Origin of the sequence: Mesorhizobium sp. B1-1-1 (genome assembly GCF_006442955.1) — a bacterium.
GTDB lineage: Bacteria > Pseudomonadota > Alphaproteobacteria > Rhizobiales > Rhizobiaceae > Mesorhizobium.
On the sequence record NZ_VFWW01000017.1, the window covers coordinates 66,631 to 88,411 of the forward strand.

Genomic DNA, 21,781 nt, shown 5'->3' on the forward strand with positions numbered 1-21,781 from the left:
TCGATGGCCGCATTGATGCTCGAGCGTTTACTCGCCGACGAAACACAGACAGCGCGGCTGGGTGAGGATCTGGCGCTGGCGTTGCGCGCCGGCGACGTCCTGGCGCTGAAGGGCGATCTCGGCGCGGGCAAATCGACGCTGGCGCGGGCGCTGATCAGGGCCTTGGCCGACGATGCCGGTCTCGACGTGCCGAGTCCTACCTTCACCCTTGTGCAAAGCTACGATACGCGCATCCCGGTCCATCATTTCGACCTCTACCGCCTGTCCTCGGCAGCCGAGCTCGATGAACTGGGCTTCGACGAGGCGTTGGCGCAAGGCGCGGCCCTTGTCGAATGGCCGGAACGGGCCGAGGGTTATTTGCCTGGGACCGCCGTGCTGATCGAACTCGTCCAGCATGGCGATGGCCGATTGGCGAGACTGTCCGGGCAAGGCGCTGCCTACGATCGGGTGGCGCGGTCGCTCGCCATGCGTGATTTCCTCGAAGGCGCTGGATGGGGCGAGGCCAGCCGCCGCCATTTCATCGGCGATGCCTCTGCCCGCTCCTACGAAATTGTCTCGCTTCCAGGCCATGCCGCGAGGGTGCTGATGAACTCGCCGCGGCTGGTGCTGGGCCCGCCGGTGCGCGACGGCAAGCCCTATGGCGTCATCGCCCACACCGCCCAGTCGGTGTCAGCCTTCGCCGCCATCGACCGCGCGCTGCTCGCCGCCGGGGTCAGCGTTCCCGAAATCCATGCGCAGGATCTCGACCAGGGATTCCTGCTGCTCGAACATCTGGGCTCCGAAGGTTTCCTGGACGGGCATGGCAGGCCGGTCGCCGGGCGCTATGAGGCGGCGGCCGAACTGCTCGCCATGATGCATGGCAAGACCTGGCCCCACCGGATGGAGGCCGCGCCCGGCGTGTTTCACGATGTGCCGCCCTTCGACCGCGACGCCATGCTGATCGAGGCGGACCTGCTGGTCGATTGGTACGTGCCGATGCTGACGGGCGCTCCGGCGGGCGATGCCTTGCGCGTCGGCTACCACAAGGAGTGGAACGCGGTTCTCGACCGGCTCGCTGACAGCCAATACACGCTGATGCTGCGTGACTTTCATTCGCCGAACATCATCTGGCGCGCTGAGCGCTCCGGCCATGACCGGCTCGGTATCGTCGATATCCAGGACGCGTTGATCGGCCCCGCCGCTTACGACGTCGCCTCGCTGGCCATGGACGCGCGCGTCACCATCCCGCCAGGCATCGAGAAACGCACGCTCGATGCCTATGTCGCCGCCCGCCGCGCGGCCGGCCCATTTGACGAGGCGGCATTCCTCGAGGCCTATGCGATCATGGCGGCGCAGCGCAATTCCAAGATCCTCGGCATCTTCGTCCGGCTCGAAAAACGCGACGGCAAGCCCTATTATCTGAAGCACTTGCCGCGTATCCGCGACTATCTGCGCCGGGCGCTGTCTCATCCTGCCTTGGCCGGCCTTCGCGAGTTCTATACCGCTCACGGTCTGCTGGAGGAGCAAACGCCGTGACATCGATACCGGACGCAGCGAGCGTGCCCAAAACTGCGATAGTGCTTGCCGCAGGGCTCGGCAAGCGCATGCGGCCGATCACCGACACGATCCCCAAGCCGCTGGTCAGGATCGCCGGCAAGACGCTGCTCGACTGGGGCCTCGACAGTCTCGCCGCGGCCGGCATCGGCAAGGCCGTCGTCAACGTGCACTATCTTCCCGAACAGATCGTCGCCCATCTCGGCGCGCGCCATGCGCCGCGGATCGTCATTTCGGACGAGAGCGAGCGGTTGCTCGATTCCGCCGGCGGCATCGTCAAGGCGCTGCCGGAGCTCGGCCAACAGCCCTTCTACATCCTCAACGCCGACACCTTCTGGATCGACCAAGGAACGCCCAATCTCAACCGTCTCGCCCTTGCATGGGACGCCGCGAAAATGGATATTCTGCTGATGCTGGCGGATCTCCATCAGGCGACCGGACACTGCGGCAGCACCGATTTCCTGGTGGCGCCGGACGGCACCCTGCGGCGTTCCAAGGGCGATCCGGCGGGCCTGATCTATGCCGGGGCGGCGATCGTCCATCCGCGCATCTTCAAGGGTGCCCTGCCGGAACCTCATTCGCTTAACGCCTACTTCGACAAGGCGATCGCCGCCGGCCGGCTGTCCGGCATGCCGATGTATGGCCATTGGATCACCGTCGGCACGCCTGACGCTATTGCCAGCGCGGAAGCGGCGGTCGCCGACGCGCTAGCCGAGTTGCAATGAGCGGCCCGGGCCGCGTTTTCTCCATTCCGCCCGGTGCGCCGTTTCTGCCGACGCTTGCCGAGGCGCTGCTGGCCGGGCGTCTTGTTCCGGGCTTTCGCTTCGATGGCGACCCGCTCGCTTTGGCCGATGTCATCATCTATGTGCCGACGCGCCGCGCCGCGCGCGCCTTGCGTGGCGTCTTCGTCGACAGCCTGTCGGCGAGGGGCGGCGGCGGTTCGGCGATTCTGCCAGTCATCCGGCCGCTCGGCGAGTTCGATGAGGACGAGGCCGCGTTCGAGACGGAAGCGTCGGCCGCCATCGACCTCGCGCCGCCGATCGCGGCAACCGAACGCCTGTTGCTGCTGGCGCCGCTGGTGCGTGCCTGGAAACGCCGGCTGCCGGCGCATGTGGCGGCGCTTTTCGACGAGGAGATCGTCATTCCGGCCTCCGCCGCCGATGCGATCTGGCTGGCGCGCGATCTCGCCCGGCTTATGGATGAGATCGAGACGGAAGGCACGGACTGGACGCGGCTCGCCGATCTGGTGAGCGGCAATCTCGCGGGATGGTGGCAGGTCACGCTCGATTTCCTCGGCATCGTCACCGAAGCCTGGCCGAAATTCCTTGGGGAACGGAACCTCTCCAACCCGGCCGCGCATCGCAGCGCCCTGATCCGGCTGGAAGCGGCGCGGCTGCGGCGCAATCCGCCCGCCGGGCCGGTTATCGCCGCCGGTTCCACTGGCTCCATCCCCGCCACGGCAGAGCTGCTGGCCGCAATCGCCCGCTTGGCGGGAGGAGCCATCGTGCTGCCAGGCCTCGACCGGACGATGGATGAGCCGTCTTTCCAGGCCATCACGGCGCCGGGCGCACGTCCGGCCGTGCTCGGCCATCCGCAATACGGCCTCGCCAAGCTGATCGGCACCATCGGTGTGCTGCGCGGCGATGTCGAGGAGATCGGCGCGGCCGGACATGAACTCGCGCTTCGCGCCGCCCTCGTCGGCGAAGCGCTGCGGCCGGCCGAGACCACCGAATTGTGGGCCGAGACGCGCAGCGGCTTTTCCCCCTCCGACATCGAGCAGGCGTTCTCCGGCGTGAGCCTGCTGGAGGCAGCCAGCGAACGCGATGAAGCCGTGGGGATCGCCGTCGCGCTCAAGCGCGCAGTCGAGCAGCCCGGCCAAAGAGCGGCCCTCGTTACCGGTGACCGTGCGCTGGCGCGCCGCGTCTCGGTCGAGCTCGCTCGCTTCGGCGTCGTCGCCGACGATTCCGGCGGTGTGCCGCTTTCCAACACGCCCGCCGCCGGCCTGCTTGGGCTGGCGTTGCAGGCGGTGTTCCGCCCCGGTGACCCGGTCGGCCTGCTGTCGTTGCTCAAGCATCCCCTGCTTGCCCTTGGCCTGGACCGGACGAGCGTTCGCCATGCGGCGGAACTGATCGAGCTGGTGGCGCTGCGCGGCGGCACCGGCCGCCCCGACATCGCGTCGCTGCCGGACCTGTTCGAAGCCCGCCTGGTTGACCTCGGCGCCGACAGCAGGCGGCCTTTCTGGTTTGCCCGGCTGACCGTGCGCGCCATCGAAGGCGCGCGGAATTTGCTCGGACGTCTCAACGAAGCGCTGGCGCCGCTTGCCGCCTTTCGCGGCCAGGCCGACGCCGGTCTTGTCGCGCTGGTCGGGGCCAGCGTCGTGGTGTTGGAAAATCTCGGCCGTGCGGCCGATGGCGGTCTTGGCGCGCTCTATGCCGGCGATGCCGGCGAGAAGCTCGCCGACCTGTTGCGTGGACTGGTCGCGGCGCCCGTGCCGCTGTCGTTTGCCGCCGACGAATGGCCAGACGTCATGGCGGCGCTGATCGCGCCCGAGACGGTCAAGCCGGCGCAAGGCACAGACAGGAACATCGCCATCTGGGGGGCGCTGGAAGCCCGCTTGCAGAATGTCGACACGCTGGTCATCGGCGGCATGAACGAAGGCGTGTGGCCGCGCAAACCCGAAAGCGATCGCTTCATGTCGCGGCTGATGAAGACCGGCATCGACCTGGAGCCGCCCGAACGGCGCATTGGGCTTGCCGCACATGATTTCCAGATGGCCATGGGGGCGGCGAAGGTGGTGCTATCGCGCTCCGCACGCGCCGGCGACGCGCCCGCCGTGCCCTCGCGCTGGCTGCAGCGCATTCTCACTTATATCGGGAAGGACCAGGCAGCCAGGCTTGCCGAACGTGGCGACGAACTCATCGCCTGGGCGCGCGCGCTCGATTCCGGCCCGCGGCGGGACTTCGCGCCGCGCCCGCAGCCGAAGCCGCCGGTCGCGCTGCGTCCAACCCATTTCTCGGTCACCGAGATCGAGACGCTGCGTCGCGATCCCTACGCCATCTATGCCAGGCGCATCCTCGGCCTGCTGCCGCTCGACCCGGTCATCCGCGACCCGGGTGCGGCCGAGCGCGGCACGCTGTTCCACGCCATCCTGCATCTGTTCTCGGGCAGCGTGGCCGATCCGCGTGCTCCCGATGCGCTGGCCGGCCTGCTCGCCGCCGGCCGGACCTGCTTCGCCGAGGCAGCACTTCCCACCGATGTCGAGGCGGTCTGGTGGCCGCGTTTCGAAAAACTCGCCGCCAGCATCATCGAATGGGAACGCGGCCGCGCTGGGGCCGTGGCCCGGCGCCACGCCGAGGCGCGAGCGGGCAAGACCATGGTCGGCCAATCCGGGATCACCCTGTCGGGCTATGCCGACCGGGTCGATCTTCTCCATGGCGGCATGGCCGACATATTGGACTACAAGACCGGCTCCTCGCCTTCCAAGGCCCAGGCGCACACGCTGCTGTCGCCGCAACTGGCGCTGGAGGGCGCGTTGCTCAGGCGCGGCGCTTTCCAGGAACTCGGCGCGCGCGAGCCCTCGCAATTGGCTTTCGTCAGGCTGAAGCCGAATGGCGAGGTTTTCGAGGAATCGATCCTCGAATACAACCGGCAGCCACGCACCGCCACGGACCTCGCCGAGGAGGCCTGGGCGCGGCTGGAGAAATTGCTCATCCACTATGCCGATCCGGCGGCCGGCTATCTGTCGCGGGCACTGCCGTTCCGCGAAGGCGAGACCGACGGCGACTACGACCATCTCGCCCGCGTGCTCGAATGGTCGGCGGGCGGCGATGCGGACGATGAGGGAGGGGAGGCATGAAGAAAGCCTATCCCATCCCCGGCGAAACCGCCGCTAGGCAGGCCAGCGCCTCGGATCCGAGGAATTCCGCCTGGGTGTCGGCCAATGCCGGGTCCGGCAAGACCCATGTGCTGGCCCAGCGCGTCATCCGGCTCCTGCTTCGCGGCACCGATCCGTCGAAGATACTGTGCCTGACCTATACGCGCGCCGCCGCCGCCAACATGTCGAACCGGGTTTTCTCGACATTGTCGGAATGGACCGCGCTCGGCGATGCCGAATTGGCGGTGAGGGTCGAGGCGCTCGATGGCCGCCGGCCCGACCGCGAAACCATGCGCCGCGCCCGCCGCCTGTTTGCCGAGGCGCTGGAAACGCCCGGCGGCCTGAAGATCCAGACCATTCATGCCTTCTGCGAATCGGTGCTGCACCAGTTCCCGCTGGAAGCCAACATCCCCGCGCATTTCGAGATGCTCGACCCGCAGATGGAGGCATCGTTGTTCGCCGCCGCGCGCCGTGAAATGATTTCGGGCAGCGCGGCGGATCGGCCGGACCTCGCCGAAGCTTTCGCCGCCGTGCTCGAGCGCGGTGGCGAGGCCGGGCTCGACGCTTTGCTGGGTGAGATCGTCCGCAAGCGCGACGAACTGGGCGCCTTCATCGGTGAAATCGATCGAGGCGGCCCGAACTTCCAGACGCTGTTCGACGAATTCCAATTCCGCCCCGGCCAGACCGCCGAAGGCATAGCGACCGCCATCTGGCCGCTGCCCGGCTTCCTGCCGGATTATTTTGCCGGCTTCGCCCAGGCGGCGGAGGCCGCCGACGCCAGGACGGTGCTCAACAACATCTTGCCTCATGCGCGCCTGGCTTTCGCGGAAACCGACCCCGTGCGCCGCCTGCAGCTGCTTTCGCGGGCTTTCCTGAAGGCCGACGGCGACGTCTACGATCCAGCCAATGCATTCAAAAAGGCGCTGCTCGACCGGCTGCCGGACCTGGCGGAGCGCTATCTCTCGGCGACCACCGCAATCGTCGAGACGGTCGACCGGCTCGCCCTGTTCCGAATGCTGGAGGGCACGCGCGCCGCGCTGACGCTGGCCGACTGGCTGGTCGCCCGCTACGAGCAGTTGAAGCGTGGCCGCGGGTTCCTCGACTTCAACGACCTGATCACCCGCACCGTCAGTCTCCTGGCCAGGCCCGATGCCGGCCCGTGGGTGCAATACAAGCTCGACCAGGGCATCGACCACATCCTGCTCGACGAGGCGCAGGACACCAGCCCCGACCAGTGGGAGGTGGTGAAGCGGCTGGCCGAGGAATTCTTCGCCGGCATCGGCGCCCGCGACACCGCGCATCGGACGATCTTCGCTGTCGGTGACGAAAAACAGTCGATCTATTCCTTCCAGGGAGCGGCGCCGGATTCCTTCGCCGACAGCAGGCTCCTGTTCGCAAGCAAGGTGCGCGACGCCGATGCGCCCTTCGCCGATCTGAAGCTCACCTGGTCGTTCCGCTCGACCGACGATGTTCTGGCCGCTGTCGACCGTGTCTTCGCCGATCCGGTCGTGCGGCGCGGCATCAGCCATGACCCCGACCCGCTGAGCCACAAGGCGATACGCACCGATGCACCGGGCTATGTCGAGGTCTGGCCATCCATCGGCGCCGATGTCGTCGACGAGCCGGACGACTGGACCCAGGCAGTCGACCATGCCCGCGCGCCGGCGGTTCGGGTTGCCGAAAACGTCGCCGCCACCATTGCCGGCTGGATCGGCAATGGCGAGGTCATCGAAGGCCGCGGCAAGAGGCTGCGCCCTGGCGACGTGCTGGTGCTGGTGCGCAAGCGCGATCGCTTCGTTCATGCACTGACGCGTGCCCTGAAACGTCGTGACATCCCGGTCGCCGGCGCGGACCGGTTGAGCCTGCCCGGCCACATCGCGGTCAAGGACCTGATCGCGCTCGGCCATTTCCTGATCCAGCCGCAGGACGATCTGTCGCTCGCCGCCGTGCTGCGGAGCCCGATCTTCGATCTGTCGGAAGAGATGCTTTTCACACTGGCCGCGCAAAGACCATCCGGCCTGTCGCTGGCCGAGTCCCTGCGCCAGCATGCCAGCCAAAGCGAAGCGCTCGCGGCGGTCGCCGCTCAACTCGACATCTGGGCCAACGAGGCCGTCTTCAAGCCGGTGTTCGAATTCTATGCCGGCCTGCTGGCACGCGGTGGCGTGCGCCGCAAGATGGTTGCGCGGCTCGGGCCGGAAGCCGGGGACATTCTCGACGAATTCCTGAGTTTCTGCCTTGCCGAGGAGCGGACCGGCTTGCCCGGGCTGGAAGCCTTCCTGTCGACGCTGGAGAGCGCCGGCCCAGAAATCAAGCGCGAGATGGACCAGACCCGCGACGAGGTCCGCGTCATGACCGTGCATGCAGCCAAGGGGCTCGAGGCGCCTGTCGTCTTCCTGGTCGATGGCGGTTCGGCTCCGTTCAGCGATCAGCATCTGCCGCGCCTGATGCCGTTCGAGGGTTCGGGGCTGAACTGGAGCGGCAAGGGCTTTCTCTGGCGTTCGACCAGCGACGTCGCCAACGGGATTTCGAAGGCTGCCGCGGCCAGGGCGCGCGATCTCGCCGATGACGAGTACCGGCGGCTGCTCTATGTCGGCATGACCCGGGCCGAGGACAGGCTGATCGTCTGCGGTTATCATGGCAAGCGCGCGCCGAACACCGGCACCTGGCATTCGCTCGTCAGCCGTGCCCTGGTCGGGGCGCCGGAGAGTGCCGAGTATCCGCATCCGGCCGGCGGCGGCGTCTCAGTGCATCGCTTCCAGGTGACCGGATTGCCGCCGTTTGCACCGGTCGCCGAGAGCGAAGCCAGGCAGACGCGGGACTTCGGGCCGCCGCCCGAAATCTTGTTCAAGCCGCTGCCGCCATACGAGGACCTGCCGCGCCCGCTGTCGCCATCCGGAGCCTCCGCCCTGATCGACGAGGGCAAGGAAAGCGTCATCGACACCGGCTCGCCAGTGCTGGATGGCGACGCCGAACCCGGCTTCGCCGTCATGCGAGGCCTGGCGCTGCACAAACTGCTGCAGATGCTGCCCGGCGTGGCGCAAGACGAACGCCAGGGCGCAGCCGAACGTTATCTCGCCCGCGCCGGCGCGCAATGGCCGGCCGGCGAGTGCGAAAAGGCGGTCGCCTCGGTGATGGCGATCCTTGCCGATCCGCGTTTCGCGCCGCTTTTCGGACCCTCTTCGCGCGCCGAAGTGGCGGTCATGGGCAGCCTCGACGTCAAGGGCACGAAACGCTCGATTTCCGGCAAGATCGACAGGTTGGCGGTGACGCCGGACCGCGTATCCATCATCGATTATAAGACCAATCGGCCGGCGCCCGCCTCGCTGGGCGAGGTTCCGCCCGCCTATCTGCTGCAGCTCGCGCTCTATCGCGCCTTGCTGCGGCCGCTCTATCCCGGCCGCGAAGTCACGGCGGCCTTGCTGTTCACGGAGGCGCCGCGGCTGATCGAACTGCCGGCTCGGGCCATGGATGACGCCCTTGCCCGACTCACGCGAGCGTGACACAAGAACTGCTTGAAGAAGGGCGCGGCAACCACCACATTTGGTGCGACGAAAAATTTCGAAAGGATTTCCGCATGGCTACCGTCAAGGTCGACAAGAACAATTTCCAGACCGCTGTGCTCGACGCCAAGGAGCCGGTCGTGGTGGATTTCTGGGCGGAATGGTGCGGTCCCTGCAAGATGATCGCGCCGGCGCTGGAAGACATCGCCAATGAGCTCGGCAGCAAGGTGAAGATCGCCAAGCTCAACATCGACGAGAATCCCGAACTGGCAGCGGAATTCGGCGTGCGCTCGATCCCGACGCTGATGATCTTCAAGGGCGGCGAAAGAGCCGATGTGAAGGTTGGCGCCGCGCCCAAGACCGCGCTGTCGCACTGGATCAACGGTAATCTCGCCTGATCAATCCGAAATTCCTGACATCAAGTCCGGCCGATCGCGCCGGGCTTTTTGTTGGCGTCATTGGTCGCCCGCTCTGGCCCTGACGTCCGGGGCCTCCATGTCTTCTGCTGGCAGCAGATGCAGGGAGAGGAAAAATGACCGGATCCGCCAAGGCCACCGTCTTCATCGACAATGAGCGCGTCATCGTCACGGAATACCGCTTTCAGCCGGGCGACAACACCGGCTGGCACCGCCATGGCCACGACTATGTTGTCGTGCCGCTGATGGACGGCAAGGTAAAGCTTCTGACCAAGGACGGCGAATCCTTCGCCGAAATGAAGAAAGGCGCGCCCTATTTCCGCAGGGAAGGCGTCGAGCACGACGTCATCAGCGCCAATGACGGCGAATATGCCTTCATTGAGATCGAGCTGAAATAGCGGCGTTCGCCTCGAATACCGCAGCGGAAATCGGTATATATGTCTTCCAACAACGGAGTTTGAGATGGCCGAACCTCAGCTCTCGGTCCGTAGCGCAAAAGCACGCGACCTGGCTCATAGACTTGCTCGTCGCGAAAATCGCTCGATAGCAGATGTCGTCGAGCGAGCGCTTGAATCCTACGAGATTCGTGAAGCAGGTCGCGAACCCGCGCCCACATTCTATGCCCACCTGGCGCAAGCAGTGGCACCGACATCGATCTGGAGAAAATCGTCCGAGAAGGCCGTCAGGCTCATACAGGACCTGAAGTTTGATTTTCGCCGTACCAACGACCTGGCACCACCGGCCTGATATGATCTCGCGTTGGGACTTCTGAGCGGCGGCTTGGACCGGTTAGTTAGGCGCAGATACTGGATGCGTCACGTCGGCGGCGTGCCGTTCTCCGCCAACACCGCGCCAGCCAGATAGAGCGAGCCGCCGATCAGGATTCGCGGCGGCGGGCCGTCCCAGGTGTCGCGCAGCAACATCAGCGCGCTGGCGACGGAACTCACCGGCTCGGCCGTAAGCCCGGCCTCCGTGGCGCGGGCCGCCAGTTCGTCGTTCGGCACGCTGGCGTCGCTCAGGCTCACCGGCACGGTATAGACGTGCCGGGCGAGGCCATTGAAGGCGCGGAAATAGCCGCTCTGGTCCTTGGTGTTGATCATGCCGGAGATGAGAAAAAGCGGCCTGGGGTTCTTCTCTTCCTGTTCGGCCAGCGCCTCGGCGACGACCACGCCGGCGCCCGGATTGTGGCCGCCGTCGAGCCAGATGTCGGCGCCCTTCGGCGCCAGTTCCGTCAGCCTGCCTTGCGACAGCTTCTGCATCCGCCCCGGCCAGGCGACAGTGGTCATCGCCTTCTCGGCGGCACGGTGGCTGATCTCGAAGCCGGCTGCCTTGACGGCGGCGATCGCGGCGGCCGCGTTGGCGAACTGGTGGCGCCCGGGCAGCCGCGGCGGCGGCAGATCCATCAAGCCATCATCGTCCTGATAGACCATGCGGCCGTTCTCCTCGAAGGCGAGGAAATCCTGTCCATAGACCAGGGTCGGGCAGCCGAGCCGCTCGGCGGTTTCGATCAGCACCTGCTGCGCCGCCTCGGTTTCCTGCGCCCCGATGACCACCGGGCAGCCGCGCTTGATGATGCCGGCCTTCTCGGCGGCGATCAGTTCGACGCGGTCGCCGAGATAGGCTTCGTGGTCCATCGACACCGGCATGATCACCGAGACAGCCGGCCTGGCGATGACATTGGTGGCGTCGAAGCGGCCGCCGAGACCGACCTCGACGATGGCGGCATCGGCCGGATGCTCCGAAAACAGGATGAAGGTGACGGCGGTGAGGATCTCGAAAACGGTGATCTTCTCGCCGCCATTGGCCTTGGCGACGCGGGCGATGGCCTCGGCGAAGATATCGTCCTCGACCAGCCTGCCGCCGCCATCGGCCGCCAGTCGGTAGCGCTCGTGCCAGCTGACCAGATGCGGCGAGGTGTGCACGTGCACGAGCCGGCCGGACGCTTCCAGAAGCGCCCGCGAGAAGGCGGCGCAAGAGCCCTTGCCGTTGGTGCCGGCGATATGGATCACCGGCGGCAGCAAGTCCTGAGGATTGCCCAGCCGCTCCAGCAGCCGTGAAATGCGGTCGAGCGAAAGATCGAAGCCTTTCGGGTGAAGCGCCATCAGCGCTTCGATTTCACGGTCGGCGGCAAGCGTGGTCATGTAAGAGTCCTAAGCGCGCGATGGATCGCGCGCAATCGCGGTTCGCGGCAAAGAGTGTCGCGTCAGGCCTGCGGCCGTGCTTCCGTCGCGACCACCGCCGGCGGCAGGATTTCCGGCTCCAGGGGCTTGTGCTCTTCCGGCATCTTGAGCAGCATCTTCAAGAGCCGCGCGATGGTCCGGCGCATCTCCAGTCGCGACACCACCATGTCGACCATGCCGTGCTCCATCAGATATTCGGAGCGCTGGAAGCCGTCCGGCAGTTTTTCCCGGATGGTCTGCTCGATGACGCGCGGTCCGGCGAAGCCGATCAGTGCGCCGGGCTCGGCTATATGCACGTCGCCCAGCATGGCGTAGGAGGCAGTGACGCCGCCGGTCGTCGGATTGGTCAGCACGACGATGTAGGGAAGGCCGGCTTCCTTCAGCCGGTCGACGCCGACCGTGGTGCGCGGCAATTGCATCAGCGACAGGATGCCTTCCTGCATGCGCGCGCCGCCGGAAGCGGCAAACAGGATCAGCGGCCGCTTGCGCTGCACGGCCACCTCGAAGGCATGAACGATGGCGTCGCCCGCGGCCATGCCGAGCGAACCGCCCATGAAGGCAAAATCCTGAACCGTCACCACCACCGGCAGGCCTTCTACGGTGCCCAGCGCGTTGACGATGGCATCTTCCAGGCCGGTCTTGGCCTTGGCGTCCTTCAACCGGTCGGTGTAGCGCTTCTCGTCGCGGAATTTCAGCGGGTCCAGCATGACCTTGGGATTTTCGAGCTGTTCGTACTTGCCGTCGTCGAGGAAGTATTTCAGCCGCTCCTTGGCCGAGATCTTCATGTGATGGCCCGAAGACGGGATGACGAACTGGTTGGATTCCAGATCCTTGTGGAACACCATCTCCCCGGTCTCGGGATCCTTGATCCACAGGTTCTCGGGCATGTCGGTGCGCCGGCCGAGCATCGAATTGATCTTCGGGCGAACGTAGTTGGTGATCCAGTTCATCGCTTCGGCTCCTGTCCTGACGAAGAGTTAGAGCAATTCCAGGAAAAGTGTGAACCGGTTTTCCGTCCGGAATTGCGATAAAACAAAAAGATAGAGCAGTTCGGCGTTTCCGTGAAACGGCAAACCGATCCAGCGCATGCCGCCTGGGATGGCGACGCGCACAAGACCTGAGGTAGGAAAACTATTCGGCGGCAGCAAGGCGGGCCGAGCGCACACCCTGCGCGAGGCCGCTGACCAGCGTGGCGACGGCCTCGGCCGGGTCGGCGGTCTTTTCGCCCTTCGGCCCCAGCACATTCGCGACCGCATTGACGATCGCGGTGCCGACGACGACGCCGTCGGCATTGGCGCCGATGACGCGCGCCTGTTCGGCGGTCTTGACGCCGAAGCCGACACAGACCGGCAGATCGGTATGGCCCTTGATGCGCTTGACGGCCGCAGCGACCTTGCCGGTGTCGGCCAGCGCGGAACCGGTAATGCCGGTCATCGACACGTAATAGACGAAGCCGGACGTGTTCTGCAGCACCTTGGGCAGGCGCTTGTCGTCGGTGGTCGGCGTCGCCAGCCGGATGAAGTTGATGCCGGCTTTCAGCGCCGGGATGCACAGCTCCTCGTCCATCTCAGGCGGCAGGTCGACGACGATCAGCCCGTCGATGCCGCTGGCCAGTGCGTCCTTGAGAAAGCGGTCGACGCCGTAGATGTAGATCGGGTTGTAGTAGCCCATCAGAACGATCGGCGTCTCATTGTCGCCGGTGCGGAAGTCAGCCGCCATCTTGAGCGTCTTGACCAGCGTCTGGCCGCCTCTAAGCGCCCGCAAGCCCGCGGCCTGGATCGCCGGGCCATCGGCCATCGGATCGGAGAACGGCATGCCGAGTTCGATGATGTCCGCGCCGGCCATTGGCAGCGCCTTCATGATCGACAGCGAGGTCTGATAGTCCGGGTCGCCGCCCATGAAATAGGTGACGAGCGCCGGGCGGCCTTCGTTCTTGAGCTTTGCCATGCGGCGATCGATGCGGGTCACCATGATCAGATCTCCATGCCCAGCATCGAAGCCACCGTATGCACGTCCTTGTCGCCGCGGCCGGACAGGTTGACGATGACGATCTGGTCCTTGTCCATGGCGGGCACGATCTTCACCGCATGTGCGATGGCGTGCGCCGATTCCAGCGCCGGGATGATGCCTTCGACGCGCGTGGTCAGCTTGAAGGCCTCCAGCGCCTCGTCGTCGAGGATCGGCACATATTCGACGCGGCCAGAATCGCGCAGCCAGGAATGCTCCGGGCCGACGCCGGGATAATCGAGGCCGGCCGAGATCGAATGGCCGTCCATGATCTGGCCGTCGGCATTTTGCAGGAGATAGGTGCGGTTGCCATGCAGCACGCCCGGCGCGCCGGCGTTCATCGAGGCGCAGTGCTCGATGCCGTCGAGGCCACGCCCCCCAGCCTCGATGCCGATGATACGGACATCCTTGTCGTCGAGGAACGGATGGAACAGGCCGATGGCGTTGGAGCCGCCGCCGACGGCGGCGACGATGGTGTCGGGCAGCCGGCCCTCCTGTTCGAGAATCTGCGCGCGCGCCTCCGAACCGATCACCGACTGGAAGTCGCGCACCAACTCCGGATAGGGGTGCGGGCCGGCCGCGGTGCCGATCAGGTAATAAGTATCCTCGACATTGGTCACCCAGTCGCGCAGCGCCTCGTTCATGGCGTCCTTCAGCGTGCCGTGGCCAGCGGTCACCGGCCGCACTTCGGCGCCGAGCAGCTTCATTCGGAACACGTTGGGGCTTTGGCGGGCAACGTCGGTGGCACCCATGTAGACGACGCAGGGAAAGCCGAAACGGGCAGCGACCGTGGCTGAGGCCACGCCATGCTGGCCGGCGCCGGTCTCGGCGATGATGCGCGTCTTGCCCATGCGCTTGGCCAGCAGGATCTGGCCGAGGCAATTGTTGATCTTGTGCGAACCGGTATGGTTCAGGTCCTCGCGCTTGAAATAAACCTTTGCGCCGCCCCCGATGCCCTTCGCCAAGGAAACCTCACGAAGATGCCTGGTCAGTCCTTCGGCGAAATAAAGCTTCGACGGCCGCCCCGCATAATGGGTCGAAAGATCGGTGAGCTCGGCCCTGAAATCCGGATCGTCCTTGACCTCGTTCCAGTGCCGTTCGAGGTCGAGGATCAGCGGCATCAGCGTTTCGGCCACGAAACGACCGCCGAAAATGCCAAACATGCCCTGTTCGTCGGGTCCGGTGCGGAAGGAATTGGGTGTCGCCGGCTTGTTCATCGCCGATCTCCTGGCATCTCGATTTTCTTGAGCATGTCCTGTCGAAAACCGGTTTCCACTTTTCCGGGACATGCTCGGGTTTGAGGCGGTCAGGCGGCGCGGTCGTCTCGCACTGCCTTGACGGCCCGGAAAAACTGCTCGATCAGCGCCGGATCCTTGACGCCCGGCGCGCTTTCCACGCCTGAGGAAATATCTATTCCGGGCGGGCTGGCAAGCCGAAGGGCATCGCCGATATTGGCGGCGTTGAGCCCACCGGAAAGCATGTAATCGAGCCCGGCGTCAAGGCCGGTCAGGATGCGCCAGTCGAACGCAACGCCATTGCCGCCCGGCAACTCGGAGCCCTTCGGCGGCTTGGCGTCGAACAGGAACCGGTCCGCGACCCCGACGAACGGTTTGATGCGCTCGAGATCGGCGGCTTCGCTGAGCGGCAGCGCCTTCATGACCGGCAGGTCATAGCGGGCTTTCAGTTCGGCCACCCGTTCGGGCGTTTCCGAGCCGTGCAGCTGCAGCATGTCCGGGCGCATGCTGTCGATGATGTCGTCCAGGAAGGTGTCGTTGGCGTCGACGGTAACGGCAACCGCTAAAGCCTTGCCGCGCGCCGCTTCGCGCAACCGCCCGGCTGCAGCCGGTTCGATGTAACGCGGGCTCTTGGCAAAGAAAATGAAGCCGACATGGCTGGCGCCGCCGGCCAGCGCCGCGGCCATTGCCTGGTCGGTCTTCAAGCCGCAGATTTTGACGTCGAGTGCCATGGCGCGGGAATTGACATGAAATCGAGGCAGAGTCGAGAAAAAGCATGTTGTTTGCCGGCAGGGCCAAAGGCGCTACCTATCATGGGAAAGCATGCAAGGCGGGAGAACATCATGACTGACAGAACCGTTGCCGAACTCAGGCAGAAGATCGCGCAGGCGCGCGAGGTGATCGCGCATTTGATGGACAAGGCCGCCTTCAACGGCGCCGAGGCGCATCGGGCGCTCGATTATTTCGACACCGACGCCTTCGATCGGAATTTTTTACCGTGGCCGCATCATAGCGAAGAGGGGCTGCGGCCTGAAGAGTTGAACGCCGCGAATGACGATTGAGTTCGTGCGCCCAGTAAGAACGTAGACGCTGGCGGGACCGGAGGTGTGAAGCATCACCGCGGAAAAGCTTATTTTCTGGCGCCGTACGACGCTTCATTGCGCTACTCGAAAACGATCGCCTGCAAGGCCCCGCCATTGCGCTTCAGCCAGTCCTTGCAGCGGTCGGTGTCGGGGCAGAGCTTTTCGCACAATTTCCAGAATTTCGGGCCGTGGTTCATCTCTTTCAGATGCGCTACTTCATGCGCGACGAGGTAGTTGATGACGGGCGGCGGCGCCATCATGATGCGCCAGGAAAAGGACAAATTGCCTTCGGAGGTGCACGAGCCCCAGCGGCTGGACGTATCCTTGTAGCGGATCGCCTTGGCGCGCTTGCCAAGCGCTTCGGTGTGCCTGGCCACCAGCTTCTCGATCTCCTTCTTGGCCTCGCGCTTCAAAAAATCGGCGATGCGGCGCGGCAGGTGGATGCGCTCGCCATGCACGATCAGCAGCGGGCCGCGTTCGTCGCGCGACACGGTGACGGTGCCGCGCCTTGACGGCTCATGCACGATGCGGTGCGGCACGCCGCGGATTGGTATCTTGATGCCTGGCCGTACCTGCGGCCGTGTCGGCACCTTGGCCAGCCGCTGCTCCAGCCAGTCCTGATGACGATCGAGGAACCGCTCCACCTCGCCGCGGCGCAGGCCCGGCGGCACGGTGATACGCAGGCCCTGGCCGCTGGAATCGATGCGCAGCGTCAGACGCCGCGCCCTGGCGCTCTCGACGATCTTGAGCGGCAGCGTGCGGCCGGCAACGCAGTATTCTCGCTCCACGACAGGCGTGGGCTTGGGCTTCGTCAGATTGCGGAAGAATCCGAGGGTCATGGCCGGACGATACGCGATTCGAGAAAAACGAATAGAACAAAAAAGAAACGGCGCCGCTCGCGCGACGCCGTTTTTTCACGATCGGGCCTGTCGCTCGGCCTCAGTCGTCAAGCAGGTTCGAGCCTTTGCCACGCTTGGTGGAGGTCGTGCCTGTGCTCGGGTCGCTCTTTGCCGGAGCGGTCGACTTGTTGCGGTTCGCCATGAAGCGATCGAACTCGTCCTGGTCCTTGGCGCGACGCAATTCGCGGGCGTAGTCGTCGAACTCGGTCAACATATCGTCGAGCTTGCGGCGTTCCTCGGCCAGGCGTTCAAGCTCCTTTTCGCGCCAGTCGTCAAACGCGACGTTGCCGGTCCGGGCGGAGCCGTGGCCCCAGCGCGCGGCTTTGTCGGAACCGCGGCGGCAGCCGGCGAAGATGCCGTCGGTCGCGCGGTTGACGTCACGCTTGAAGCCCTCGAGCCGGTCGCCCCAGATGATGTAGGCGAGCATGGCGAAGCCGAGCGGCCAGAACACCATGAAGCCGATCACCATCAACGCGATGGTTGCCGGCGTCCAGGCCGGGCGGATCAATGCAGATGTGTTCATTTTCTCCCATTCCTTCGGTTGGAGACAGCCAGGACCGGCTGCGTGGAATCGAAATGGGAAGGCAAAAACGGCGATTCAAGACAATGTCGGCTAAAACCGGACAAGCTGCTGAAATGATTATCGCTTTTTGAGCATATCGAGGAAAAGCACGACCAGCCCGGCAATCAGTCCCCAGAATGCGGCGCCGACGCCGAACAAGGTCAGCCCGGAGGCGATGACGACAAAAGTGACGGTGGCGGCCATGCGCTCGCTTTCGTCCTTGAGCGCGATCGCCAGCGCGTTGGCCAGCGAGGCCATCAGCGCAAGACCCGCAACCAGCACGATCAGGCTCTGCGGCAGGACGGCGAAGATCGCCACCAGAGAAGCGCCGAAAATCGCGAAGATCAGGTAGGCAAGGGCATAGAACGGCCCTGTCTTCCAGCGCTCGGTGGGGTCTGGATGAACGTCGGGCCCGGTGCAGATAGCCGCCGAAATTGCCGCCAGATTGGTGGTCGAGCCGCCGAACGGCGCCGAAAGCAGCGAAAACAGGCCGGTGATGCCGATCAGCGGACCGGGTTCCGGGTGGTAGCCGGCGGCGCGCAGCACGGCGAGGCCCGACAGGTTCTGCGAAGCCATGGTGACCAGGTAGAGCGGTACTGCCAGGCCGATTATCGCCTTGGCGGTGAACACAGGCGCGATCAGAGTGAGCGTCGACAGTTCAGGAGTGGGCAAACCGCCGACGCGGCCGGTGAGAAACGCGGCGAGACCGCCGCCGACCAGCACTGCCAGCACCGACAGCGCCGGATTGAACAGGCGGATGACGAAGAAGGCGGCGATCAACGGCAGGATCAGCCAGGGATCGGCGGGAACAGTTTTGACCGCATTAAGCGCGAAGGTGACGACAATGCCGGCCAGCATTCCTGAAGCGACCGAGGGCGGTATCCCCGAGATCAGTTTCGTCAGCGGCCGGAACAGCCCGGTGGCGACCAAAAGAATGCCGGTAACGATGAAGGCGGCGACGGCCTCGCCGATCGAAAAACCGCTCGACGCCGCCATCAGCGCCAGGCCCGGCGTCGACCAGGCGGTGATGACCGGCATTTTCGTTCGCCAGGACAGCCACAGGCTTTCGACCGCCATGGCCAGGCAGATCGTGGTCACCCAACTCGCGGTCTGAATTTGCGTGGCCTCGACCGCGTGGGCGGCGGCAATGACGATGGCCAGCGTGCCGCCGAAGCCGACGATGGCCGCGACGAAGGCTGAGATCGGGATGGAAAGGCGCATCGTCACTTGCCCCGCGCAGCCATGTCGCCGACCGCCCGCACCAGCATGTCGAGATCCTGCGGCCGCGACAGCCGGTGGTCGCCGTCCGGGATCAGCGACAGCGTGACATCGTCGGCCGGCAGCAGGCTGACCAGCTTCAGCGCATGGCTCGACGGCACGTCCCGATCGGCCAGGCCCTGCAAGACGTGTACGGGGCAGTGCGTGTCGAGCGGGCCTGTCATGACCAGGTTGTCGCGCCCATCCTCGATCAGCGCGCGCGTGTAGATGTAGGGCTCGGTGGAATAGTCCGACGGCTCCTCGAAGAAGCCTTTTTTGGCAAGGTCGCGCTTCTGCGCTTTGGTCAGCACCGGTTCGACCAGTTCTGCGGTAAAATCCGGCGCCGGCGCCAGAAGCACCAGACCGACGACGCTTGCGTCGCCTGCCTTGCGCAATTCCTGCACCATGCGCAGGGCGATCCAGGCGCCCATCGACGAGCCGACCAGGATCTGGCTGCCGCTGGTGAAATGCCGGAACACGGCCAGGCTTTGCGAAAGCCATTTTGAGATCGTGCCGTCGGCAAAGGCGCCGCCGGATTCGCCGTGGCCGGAATAATCGTGGCGCAGGAAGGCACGTCCTTCTTTTGCCGCCCAGTCCGAAAGCGTTTCGGCCTTGGTGCCCAGCATGTCGGATTTGTAGCCGCCGAGCCAGACGATGCCAGGCGTCGCGCCCGCAATATGGCGCACCGCGATGCTCAATCCGTCGACATCCAGAAAGGTTGGCGGTGTGGCAGTCATGGCTTTTTTCCTCGCGCCGTCTTTCAGCGCAGGTCTTGTGACACAGCCGGTGGTGTGGCGAAAAGTGCTCGTGATCTTTCTTTGTTTGGTGCAGGCAGCGATCAGGTGATTTTCTGTCAATGCTGTGCTATTGACTCCGCCCGCGCGCTCACCACATTGGCGCGTCCACATATCAACACCTGCAAATCCAGAACGAAACGGCCAAGGAGACCACGACCATTCGCAGACCTTTCAAAGCAGCGGCGCCGACCAAGGATGGGCCGCGCTCCAATCGTGACATCCGGGTTCCCCGGGTCCAGCTTATCGACGCCGAAGGCCAGAACCGTGGCGATGTTTCCATCAACGACGCATTGCTGCTCGCCGAAGAGGCAGGGCTCGATCTCGTCGAGATATCGCCCAACGCGCAGCCGCCCGTCGTAAAAATCCTCGATCTCGGCAAGTTGAAATACGCCAACCAGAAGAAGGCGGCCGAGGCGCGCAAGAACCAGAAGGTCATCGAGATCAAGGAGATCAAGATGCGCCCGAACATCGACAGCCACGACTACGAGACCAAGATGAAGGCGGTGCGCCGCTTCTTCGAGGAAGGCGACAAGGTCAAGCTGACATTGCGCTTCCGTGGCCGCGAGATGGCGCATATGGAGCTTGGCATGCAGCTTCTGAACAAGGTGCGTGAGGAAGTGGCTACCATCGCCAAGGTCGAGGCGGAGCCGAAGCTCGAAGGCCGCCAGATGATGATGGTGCTGGCGCCGCGCTAGATCACGATAAGGTTAGCGCGACCGACGCGCTCCAATTCCGCCTGAATTGTGCTACAGGGCGTCCCGGCGATCGGCGGGACGCCCATTTCTCGGCCATAGCTGCGGTCGCCGGCTAAGTTCTCGACGATCGGATTCCTCCCTTGGACAAAAAACTCAAATACGGGCTGGGTAGCTACCAGCGCACGCGCAGGCTGGTGCTTGCCGTGCTCGTGGTGGTGCTGTTCGCAGCCCTGCTGTTCGGGCAATCGAGCTTTCCGCCTGATACGGCGATGCATGAAACGATCGAGATGTTCGGCGTGCTGCTGATTTTCCTGGGTATCTGCGGCCGCCTTTGGTCGACGCTCTACATAGGTGGGCGCAAATCTTCCGAAGTTGTGACGGGCGGGCCTTATTCGATCACCCGCAACCCGCTCTATGTGTTCTCGACTGTGGCCGCGGCCGGCGTCGGCGCGCAGATCGGCTCGTTCTCCGGCATCATTCTGTTCGCTGTCCTGTGTGCGGGCGCCTTCCATATCGTCATCCTGCGCGAGGAGAAATTCCTCAAGGAAGCGCTCGGCGAGCCCTATCAGGCCTATCTGGCAAGAGTGCCGCGCTTCTTTCCGAAGCTTTCCCTCTACCAGGAAGGCGACACCGGCAGCTTCAAGCCGCGCCTGCTGTTGACCACGCTTCTCGACGGCCTGGTGTTCCTCATCGCGCTGCCGGCCTTCGAACTGATCGACGGCGCCCAGCAGTCGGGTATGTTGCCGGTGTTGTTTACGCTCCCCTGATGAAGGACCGGGCGCCGCATCCGGGCGTTCGGGGAAACGCGCGGCGCGGTGGGTGTTGCACAGTCGCCTGCTTTGACGTATAGGACCGCCGTTCCAAGAAAACCGCCCGGCAGGGCATGCCGTGGCGGTTTCATTTGCTTTTCGGGCTTTGGTCGGCCCGAAGCGAACAAGAAGCGCGATGGTGCGCCACAATACGGAGTAGCAAAATGCCCAAGATGAAGACCAAATCGGCCGCCAAGAAGCGGTTCAAGATCACCGGTACGGGTAAAGTCCTGTCGGCTGCGGCCGGCAAGCGTCACGGCATGATCAAGCGTTCCAACAAGTTCATTCGAAATGCCCGCGGCACGATGGTTCTGGCTGAACCGGATGGCAAGAAGGTCATCAAGAATTTTCTGCCGAACGGCCTCTGAGCATTCGGCCGGACACGAATTTGTTTTACGCAATTCCGAACGGAAGACCGCAAGGCACTTTTCCTGGAATTGCTTTTAAGGAGATCATGACATGGCACGCGTAAAAAGAGGCGTCACCTCGCACGCCAAGCACAAGAAGGTCCTGAAAGCCGCGAAAGGCTTCTACGGCCGCCGCAAGAACACCATCCGCATCGCCAAGCAGGCGGTGGAAAAGTCGCTGCAATACGCCTATCGCGACCGCAAGAACCGCAAGCGCTCGTTCCGCGCGCTGTGGATCCAGCGCATCAACGCCGCGACGCACGAGCACGGCCTGACCTATGGCCGTTTCATCGACGGCCTCAACAAGGCTGGCATCGAGATCGATCGCAAGATCCTGTCGGATATGGCCATCCACGAGCCGCAGGCTTTCGCCGCGCTCGTGGCCAAGGCCAAGGTTGCTCTTGAGTACCTCAAGAACACCACCCCGAATGCTTTTGAAAGCGCTGTCGCCTAAGACCAGCGCTTCCCAAGCATTCGAAATTCTGATTTGGGGAACCCGCGCTGGCACGGCTGGCGCGGGTTTTTCTT

General features: G+C 64.6%; 20 protein-coding genes and 1 pseudogene. 12 read left to right on the top strand and 9 right to left on the bottom strand.

Features of this window, described 5'->3' with window-relative positions; genetic code table 11:
* Window positions 1-3: 3 nt before the first annotated feature.
* The 7 genes and pseudogenes from tsaE (at window position 4) to FJ986_RS28070 (ending at window position 10,033) form a co-directional block, all read left to right on the top strand.
* On the top strand, window positions 4-1,515 hold the full coding sequence (tsaE, locus tag FJ986_RS28040; RefSeq protein WP_140491173.1) for a tRNA (adenosine(37)-N6)-threonylcarbamoyltransferase complex ATPase subunit type 1 TsaE: 1,512 nt from the start codon (window positions 4-6) through the stop codon (window positions 1,513-1,515).
* A complete protein-coding gene (locus FJ986_RS28045) occupies window positions 1,512-2,258 on the top strand; it encodes a nucleotidyltransferase family protein (protein ID WP_281406984.1) in 747 nt (248 codons plus the stop codon). Before tsaE ends, FJ986_RS28045 begins: the two co-directional genes overlap by 4 nt.
* Window positions 2,255-5,389, top strand: coding sequence for a double-strand break repair protein AddB (gene addB, locus FJ986_RS28050; RefSeq protein ID WP_140676551.1), 3,135 nt, complete (start codon window positions 2,255-2,257; stop codon window positions 5,387-5,389). Before FJ986_RS28045 ends, addB begins: the two co-directional genes overlap by 4 nt.
* The gene (gene addA, locus FJ986_RS28055; RefSeq protein ID WP_140676554.1) at window positions 5,386-8,907 is read left to right on the top strand and encodes a double-strand break repair helicase AddA; all 3,522 of its coding nucleotides are present in this window, start codon (window positions 5,386-5,388) and stop codon (window positions 8,905-8,907) included. Before addB ends, addA begins: the two co-directional genes overlap by 4 nt.
* Window positions 8,908-8,981: 74 nt before the next feature.
* Entirely contained in the window at window positions 8,982-9,305 is a 324-nt protein-coding gene (gene trxA / locus FJ986_RS28060; protein ID WP_140491167.1) for a thioredoxin, read from the top strand.
* A gap of 134 nt (window positions 9,306-9,439) precedes the next feature.
* On the top strand, window positions 9,440-9,721 hold the full coding sequence (locus FJ986_RS28065) for a cupin domain-containing protein (protein ID WP_140491165.1): 282 nt from the start codon (window positions 9,440-9,442) through the stop codon (window positions 9,719-9,721).
* Between the two features lie 64 nt (window positions 9,722-9,785).
* Window positions 9,786-10,033: pseudogene (locus tag FJ986_RS28070) on the top strand (plasmid stabilization protein).
* Between the two features lie 105 nt (window positions 10,034-10,138).
* Here FJ986_RS28070 and FJ986_RS28075 read toward each other — a convergent pair.
* The 5 genes from FJ986_RS28075 to FJ986_RS28095 all read right to left on the bottom strand — a co-directional run bounded on the left by FJ986_RS28075 (window position 10,139) and on the right by FJ986_RS28095 (window position 15,476).
* On the bottom strand, window positions 10,139-11,464 hold the full coding sequence (locus FJ986_RS28075) for a folylpolyglutamate synthase/dihydrofolate synthase family protein (RefSeq protein WP_140554556.1): 1,326 nt from the start codon (window positions 11,462-11,464) through the stop codon (window positions 10,139-10,141).
* 62 nt (window positions 11,465-11,526) lie between these two features.
* The gene (accD, locus tag FJ986_RS28080; RefSeq protein ID WP_140491161.1) at window positions 11,527-12,453 is read right to left on the bottom strand and encodes an acetyl-CoA carboxylase, carboxyltransferase subunit beta; all 927 of its coding nucleotides are present in this window, start codon (window positions 12,451-12,453) and stop codon (window positions 11,527-11,529) included.
* Between the two features lie 181 nt (window positions 12,454-12,634).
* The gene (trpA, locus tag FJ986_RS28085) at window positions 12,635-13,474 is read right to left on the bottom strand and encodes a tryptophan synthase subunit alpha (protein WP_140554555.1); all 840 of its coding nucleotides are present in this window, start codon (window positions 13,472-13,474) and stop codon (window positions 12,635-12,637) included.
* Window positions 13,475-13,476: 2 nt separating this feature from the next.
* Complete coding sequence (trpB, locus tag FJ986_RS28090) at window positions 13,477-14,727, bottom strand: tryptophan synthase subunit beta (protein WP_140676559.1); 1,251 nt, start codon at window positions 14,725-14,727, stop codon at window positions 13,477-13,479.
* A gap of 89 nt (window positions 14,728-14,816) precedes the next feature.
* On the bottom strand, window positions 14,817-15,476 hold the full coding sequence (locus tag FJ986_RS28095; RefSeq protein WP_140554553.1) for a phosphoribosylanthranilate isomerase: 660 nt from the start codon (window positions 15,474-15,476) through the stop codon (window positions 14,817-14,819).
* Between the two features lie 111 nt (window positions 15,477-15,587).
* Here FJ986_RS28095 and FJ986_RS28100 point away from each other — a divergent pair, with 111 nt between their 5' ends.
* Complete coding sequence (locus tag FJ986_RS28100) at window positions 15,588-15,806, top strand: hypothetical protein (RefSeq protein ID WP_140491152.1); 219 nt, start codon at window positions 15,588-15,590, stop codon at window positions 15,804-15,806.
* A 101-nt stretch (window positions 15,807-15,907) separates the two neighbouring features.
* On the opposite strand, the gene FJ986_RS28105 is transcribed toward FJ986_RS28100, so the two are convergent.
* From FJ986_RS28105 to FJ986_RS28120, 4 genes are all read right to left on the bottom strand, one after another.
* Window positions 15,908-16,666, bottom strand: a complete 759-nt coding sequence (locus FJ986_RS28105) for a M48 family metallopeptidase (protein WP_140491150.1) — start codon at window positions 16,664-16,666, stop codon at window positions 15,908-15,910.
* Between the two features lie 100 nt (window positions 16,667-16,766).
* Window positions 16,767-17,249 carry a DUF2852 domain-containing protein gene (locus tag FJ986_RS28110; RefSeq protein ID WP_140625497.1) on the bottom strand — a complete coding sequence of 161 codons (483 nt, stop codon included), beginning with the start codon at window positions 17,247-17,249 and terminating at the stop codon, window positions 16,767-16,769.
* A 117-nt stretch (window positions 17,250-17,366) separates the two neighbouring features.
* Window positions 17,367-18,509, bottom strand: coding sequence for a benzoate/H(+) symporter BenE family transporter (locus FJ986_RS28115; RefSeq protein WP_140676562.1), 1,143 nt, complete (start codon window positions 18,507-18,509; stop codon window positions 17,367-17,369).
* Between the two features lie 2 nt (window positions 18,510-18,511).
* Window positions 18,512-19,282, bottom strand: coding sequence for an alpha/beta hydrolase (locus tag FJ986_RS28120; protein WP_140662310.1), 771 nt, complete (start codon window positions 19,280-19,282; stop codon window positions 18,512-18,514).
* Window positions 19,283-19,500: 218 nt separating this feature from the next.
* On the opposite strand from FJ986_RS28120, the gene infC reads away from it, so the two are divergent.
* The 4 genes from infC (at window position 19,501) to rplT (ending at window position 21,707) form a co-directional block, all read left to right on the top strand.
* Window positions 19,501-20,037 (top strand): translation initiation factor IF-3, encoded by a 537-nt coding sequence (gene infC / locus FJ986_RS28125; protein WP_140491142.1) that lies wholly within the window; start codon window positions 19,501-19,503, stop codon window positions 20,035-20,037.
* A gap of 140 nt (window positions 20,038-20,177) precedes the next feature.
* Window positions 20,178-20,804 carry an isoprenylcysteine carboxylmethyltransferase family protein gene (locus FJ986_RS28130; RefSeq protein WP_140524075.1) on the top strand — a complete coding sequence of 209 codons (627 nt, stop codon included), beginning with the start codon at window positions 20,178-20,180 and terminating at the stop codon, window positions 20,802-20,804.
* 206 nt (window positions 20,805-21,010) lie between these two features.
* A complete protein-coding gene (rpmI, locus tag FJ986_RS28135; protein WP_006201248.1) occupies window positions 21,011-21,214 on the top strand; it encodes a 50S ribosomal protein L35 in 204 nt (67 codons plus the stop codon).
* A gap of 91 nt (window positions 21,215-21,305) precedes the next feature.
* On the top strand, window positions 21,306-21,707 hold the full coding sequence (rplT, locus tag FJ986_RS28140) for a 50S ribosomal protein L20 (RefSeq protein WP_006201247.1): 402 nt from the start codon (window positions 21,306-21,308) through the stop codon (window positions 21,705-21,707).
* The last annotated feature ends 74 nt before the right edge of the window (window positions 21,708-21,781 follow it).